The sequence below is a fragment of the Microcystis sp. M53603_WE2 genome, assembly GCF_030065435.1.
Genome location: NZ_JASJFF010000765.1, coordinates 1 through 5028, shown reverse-complemented (window position 1 = coordinate 5028; position 5028 = coordinate 1). Strand labels below are relative to the sequence as shown.

The window sequence follows — 5028 nt, the reverse complement described above, 5'->3', positions numbered from 1 at the left end:
TGGGTGTTTTTTTCAGTGACCAGTAAACAGTAATCAGTGAAAAGAAAACTCCAAACTTGCCACTTTATACTGATAACTGATAACTGATAACTGATAACTGATTTAGCCAAAACGTCCACTAACATAATCTTTAGTTGCTTGTTCTTGAGGATCACCGAAGATTTTGTCCGTATGATCAAACTCGACTAAATAACCAATTTTGCCACCTTTATCGGTGGGTTCAGCGTTATAAAAAGCCGTTAAATCTGCTACTCTAGTAGCTTGTTGCATATTGTGAGTAACAATAATAATTGTATAACGTTCTTTTAATTCGTGCATTAATTCCTCAACTTTTAAAGTTGAAATTGGATCCAGTGCCGAACAGGGTTCATCCATTAATAATACTTCTGGTTGAGCGGCAATAGCGCGAGCAATACATAATCTTTGTTGTTGTCCCCCCGACAGGGAAAAACCGCTTTCTTTCAGTTTATCTTTTACTTCTTCCCAGAGAGCAGCCCGACGCAGGGAAGTTTCTACTAATTCATCCAAATCGCCTTTATAACCATTTAAGCGCGCTCCGTAAACCACATTATCATAAATGGATTTGGGAAAAGGATTAGGGCGCTGGAACACCATACCAATGTATTTTCTTACTTCGACAGGATCCACCTCTTGAGAGTAAATATCTTGGTTATGATAAAAAACTTTGCCGTCAATACGAAAACCGTGAATTAAATCATTGAGACGATTAAAACACCTGAGAATGGTACTTTTTCCACAGCCAGAGGGTCCGATAAAAGCGGTGACTTTATTTTTGGGAATATCGATCGAAACGTCTCGTACTGCCCGATAATTACCATAGTAAATATCAGCCTTATCGACCTTTAAAACGGTTCCTGTAGAATGGGGGTTAGAGTTAGTTAGCATAAATTATTTACCTTGAGTTTGGCTAATTGAGGAATTGGAAAGATAGGTGGATTTTTACTTAAATATCCCTTTTTGCTTTTCACTTTTTCCCTGACTTAAGTAGAGAGGCACAATTATTTGTAGGATGGGTTAGAGGTAGCGTAAACTATGCGGGCGTTGGGTTTCATGCTTCAACTCAACCTACGTTCTTTTTCCTTGACTTAATAGGTTTTCTGGCGCGTGGCTAAACGGGATAAAATGTTAGTTAACAACACCAAAAGCACCAGAATTAAAGCACCTGCCCAAGCTAATTGCTGTTGGGGGGCAAAAGGGGCAGTAGCAAAGTTGAAAACTAAGACCGAAAGGGTGGCAATCGGTTCAAAGACACCCCGGGGCCAAAAGTTAGAGAATAATGCCGTAAAAATTAAGGAGGCGGTTTCCCCGGCAGCCCTAGCAATTGCTAAAGTCACACCGGTTAAAATAGCGGGAACTGCGGCAGGAAGGACGATTTTTAGGACGGTTTGGTAGTTATAGGCCCCTAAACCCATGGCCGCCCAGCGGATGTCTTGGGGAACGATTTTTAAAGCCTCATCGGTGGTTCTAATAATAGTGGGTAACATTAACACCGCTAAACCGATCGAACCAGCCAGGGCAGAAAAGCCTAAAAGGGCTGTTCCTTCGCCAAATAAGGGGGCAACTAGCAAACCGTAGGCGAAAACCCCGACAATAATTGAAGGGACACCCGCTAGAACGTTGGTAGCAAAGCGCACACCCTGGGCAAGTTTGTTATCACCGCTAAATTCCGAGAGATAAACCGCCGCTAAAACGCCGATGGGAACTGCGATCGCTGTGGCTAGGGCGACGACGATAATTGTCCCTAAAATGGCGTTAGCGATGCCTCCTCCTCCTAACCCCGGCGGTGGCGGTAATTTAGTAAAGAGATTAGCGTTTAAACGACCCACCCCTTGCACAAAAACGAAGCCTAGGACGGCAAAGAGGGGAATCACGGTGACGGCTAAACATAAAGCCGAGAGAACGGTCATAATTGTCCCCAATAGCGATCGAGGACTACTCGGTTTCTTTTTGAGATTATTGCCTAAATTCGCACTATCCATATCAGTTATCAGTTATCAGTTATCAGTAATCAGTGAACAGTAAGTAGGTAGGTGTTAAAAGTTGTCAGACACCCCCCTTATCAAGGGGGGATTAAGGGTAGGGTTGATTCATGAATCAACCCTACTATGAATCAAGCCTAGGATTAAGGGGGGATTAAGGGAGGATCGAAGCTAAAATCCATTTTTAATTTAATTATAACCAGCTACTTAAACAGTAATCAGTTATCAGTAATCAGTGAACAGTAATCAGTTATCAGTGATTAGTAAACAGTGAAAAGTGAAAAGACAGCAGTAAACTGCCATTTGATGATGAACACTTAATACAAACTGCTCACTTAATACTCAAAACTTAAAACTCAAAACTGATAACTGATAACTGACGACCGACGGCTTAATACTTAGCTTTGACGCGATTAACGATTAATTCTGCGAAGATATTGACTACTAGGGTCAAAACCAAGAGAACAAAACCCGCATACATTAAAGCTGATACTTGCATTCCCGATGCTTCGGCGAATTGGTTAGCCAATAAGGAAGCGATCGTGTTAGCAGGGGCGAGAATAGAGGCACTAATGCGGTTAGAATTGCCGATAATCATCGTTACTGCCATGGTTTCCCCTAAAGCGCGCCCTAAAGCTAACATAATCCCCCCAACAATCCCAGAAAAAGCGGCAGGAATTAAGACCCGAAAAATCGTTTCCCAACGGGTGGCCCCCAAACCTAGGGAAGCTTGCCGCAAATCCGGCGGTAAAGCGGCCAAAGAGTCACGAGAGATAGCGATAATAATCGGCAGGATCATAATTGCTAAAATAACCCCCGCCGGTAACATTCCAGGACCCCCTAAAGGAGTACTAAACAGAGGAATCCAACTAAAATTAGCATTTAACCAGTTGCCCGGGGGTCTGAGTATAGGAATCAGTACAAAAATACCCCACAATCCGTAAACAACACTGGGAATAGCGGCCAAGAGTTGTACGAGAAAAACTAAAATTGTCCGCGCATTTAAGGGAATAAAATCTTCGCTTAAAAAAATGGCCGAACCGATACCGAGGGGAACAGCAATCAGGAGGGCAATCAGAGAACTAACGAGAGTTCCGTAGATAACGGGCAGAACTCCGAATTCTTCCCGACCGCGCACGGGATTCCAAGCACTACTGGTCAAAAATCCCAGACCAAAGGTTTGAATCGCCGGTAAAGCCCGAATAAAAATCACTAGGGCAATTAGGAGCAAAATTACCCCAATAGCGATGGCAAAGGCGGTAGTTAATCCAACAAAGCCTTTATCGAGGATTTTTTCCGATTCTGGACGTTCTTTAAAATTTGAGTCGGGTGAAACTGTGGGCGCACTCATGATTAGGGTTTAAATCCAGCTAGTTTGCGGTAGCTAAGGTCGAAATTGGCCTTTCTCCACTATTATTGTAACTTTGAATACATTTTTTCGGCTACTAATCCACATTGATTGTGTAATCGGGATAGATGACATCGGCAGCGGCGGCTACTCGTTCGCGGACGTTTTTCGGTAGGGGAATATAACCAAGGGCGGCGGACTGTTCCTGTCCCTGATTAAGTCCAAATTCGATCATCGCCTCCATAGCTAAAGCTTTTTGGGGATCGTTGTATTTTTTATAAACCAACATCCAACTATAGGTGACAATGGGGTAGGAATTTTCCCCCGGGGGATCAACGATAAAAGCCCGCAGATTTTCGGGTAATTCCACCGTGGCTAAGGTGGCAGCGGCGTTAGTTTCATTGGGGATAACAAATTGACCGGCTTGGTTTTGTAAAGTGGCCATGGGCAGCTTATTATTTTTAGCGAAACCGTACTCGATATAGCCAATCGAGCCTTGATTTTGTTGAATTAGGGCAGTTACACCTTCATTTCCTCTACCGCCGAGAAATTTACCTTTTTTGGTCGGCCATTGTACGGCTTTTCCTTCACCGATACTTTTTTTCCATTCGGGACTAACGGCGCTTAAAAACTTAGTAAAAACTCCCGTCGTCCCGCTACCGTCTGCCCGGTGAACTACGGTAATTTCTTCATTGGGTAGTTTTAAATCGGGGTTATCGGCGGCGATTTTGGCATCGTTCCAACGGGTAATCGTGCCTAAAAAGATGCCTATATATGCTTCCCTACTTAGTTTCAGCCCTTCTACTCCGGGCAAATTATAAGCCATAACGATGCTTCCCGCCGTCATCGGTAACAGTAACACCCCGCGGCTAACTCTGGCCATATCCTCGTCACTCATGGCCACATCGGAAGCGCCAAAATCGATCGTACCTTGGATAAATTGTTCGACTCCCGCCCCGCTACCGGTAGATTGATAGTTAATTAGTAGTTTGGAAAGTATTTGATTGATGGTGACAAACCAGTTTTGATATAGGGGTGCAGGAAAAGAAGCGCCCGCACCATTGAGGGCGACCTCTCCCTTTAGGGGAACTTGGGCGATTCTATTGTCCCCTTCTGTGCTAGTTCCCGGCGTATCGCCGCCACCACAAGCGGTTAAAGTCGCTGTTAAAGTCGCTAGGGATAAGGCTGTTAGTAAATTGGTCTTGTTTCTGCTGGGCATAGGATTAATTTTGAGCCGTAAACTGCCTTAAATTTTACGCTAAAAGTTACCACTGCTTGGTAAAGAATAGGTTAAGAAGTGAATAAAAAAACATAATGTATTGTCAAGAAAAGTTTTCTCGATAACTAGACAAAAATCTCAACTTCTTTTACTATTTATTTTGACTAAACATTAGTTTTAAGTAGGGAGGCACAATTATTTTTAGGATGGGTTAACGGTAGCGTAACCCATGCAGGCGTTGGGTTTCATGCTTCAACCCAACCTACGTTCTTCTTTTACTATTTGTTTTGACTAAACATTAGTTTTAAGTAGGGAGGCACAATTATTTGTAGGATGGGTTAGCGGTAGCGTAACCCATACGGGCGTTGGGTTTCATGCTTCAACCCAACCTACGTTCTTCTTTTACTATTTGTTTTGACTAAACATTAGTTTTAAGTAGGGAGGCACAATTATTTGTAGGA

At 43.3% G+C, this 5028-nt stretch carries 4 protein-coding genes; all 4 read right to left on the bottom strand.

Annotation, left to right across the window (positions count from 1 at the left end; genetic code table 11):
* Nucleotides 1-102 precede the first annotated feature (102 nt).
* On the bottom strand, nt 103-906 hold the full coding sequence (gene pstB / locus PX481_RS16480) for a phosphate ABC transporter ATP-binding protein PstB (protein ID WP_288095039.1): 804 nt from the start codon (nt 904-906) through the stop codon (nt 103-105).
* Nucleotides 907-1106: 200 nt separating this feature from the next.
* Nucleotides 1107-2000 carry a phosphate ABC transporter permease PstA gene (gene pstA, locus PX481_RS16475; protein ID WP_002789476.1) on the bottom strand — a complete coding sequence of 298 codons (894 nt, stop codon included), beginning with the start codon at nt 1998-2000 and terminating at the stop codon, nt 1107-1109.
* A gap of 391 nt (nt 2001-2391) precedes the next feature.
* Complete coding sequence (gene pstC, locus PX481_RS16470; RefSeq protein WP_288095037.1) at nt 2392-3351, bottom strand: phosphate ABC transporter permease subunit PstC; 960 nt, start codon at nt 3349-3351, stop codon at nt 2392-2394.
* A 94-nt stretch (nt 3352-3445) separates the two neighbouring features.
* Nucleotides 3446-4567, bottom strand: coding sequence for a phosphate ABC transporter substrate-binding protein PstS (gene pstS, locus PX481_RS16465; RefSeq protein WP_002760020.1), 1122 nt, complete (start codon nt 4565-4567; stop codon nt 3446-3448).
* Nucleotides 4568-5028: the final 461 nt, after the last annotated feature.

Coding starts and splice junctions, on each gene's coding strand:
- pstB (WP_288095039.1), bottom strand. CDS start 906: ATGCTAACTAACTCTAACCCCCATTCTACAGGAACCGTTTTAAAGGTC.
- pstA (WP_002789476.1), bottom strand. CDS start 2,000: ATGGATAGTGCGAATTTAGGCAATAATCTCAAAAAGAAACCGAGTAGT.
- pstC (WP_288095037.1), bottom strand. CDS start 3,351: ATGAGTGCGCCCACAGTTTCACCCGACTCAAATTTTAAAGAACGTCCA.
- pstS (WP_002760020.1), bottom strand. CDS start 4,567: ATGCCCAGCAGAAACAAGACCAATTTACTAACAGCCTTATCCCTAGCG.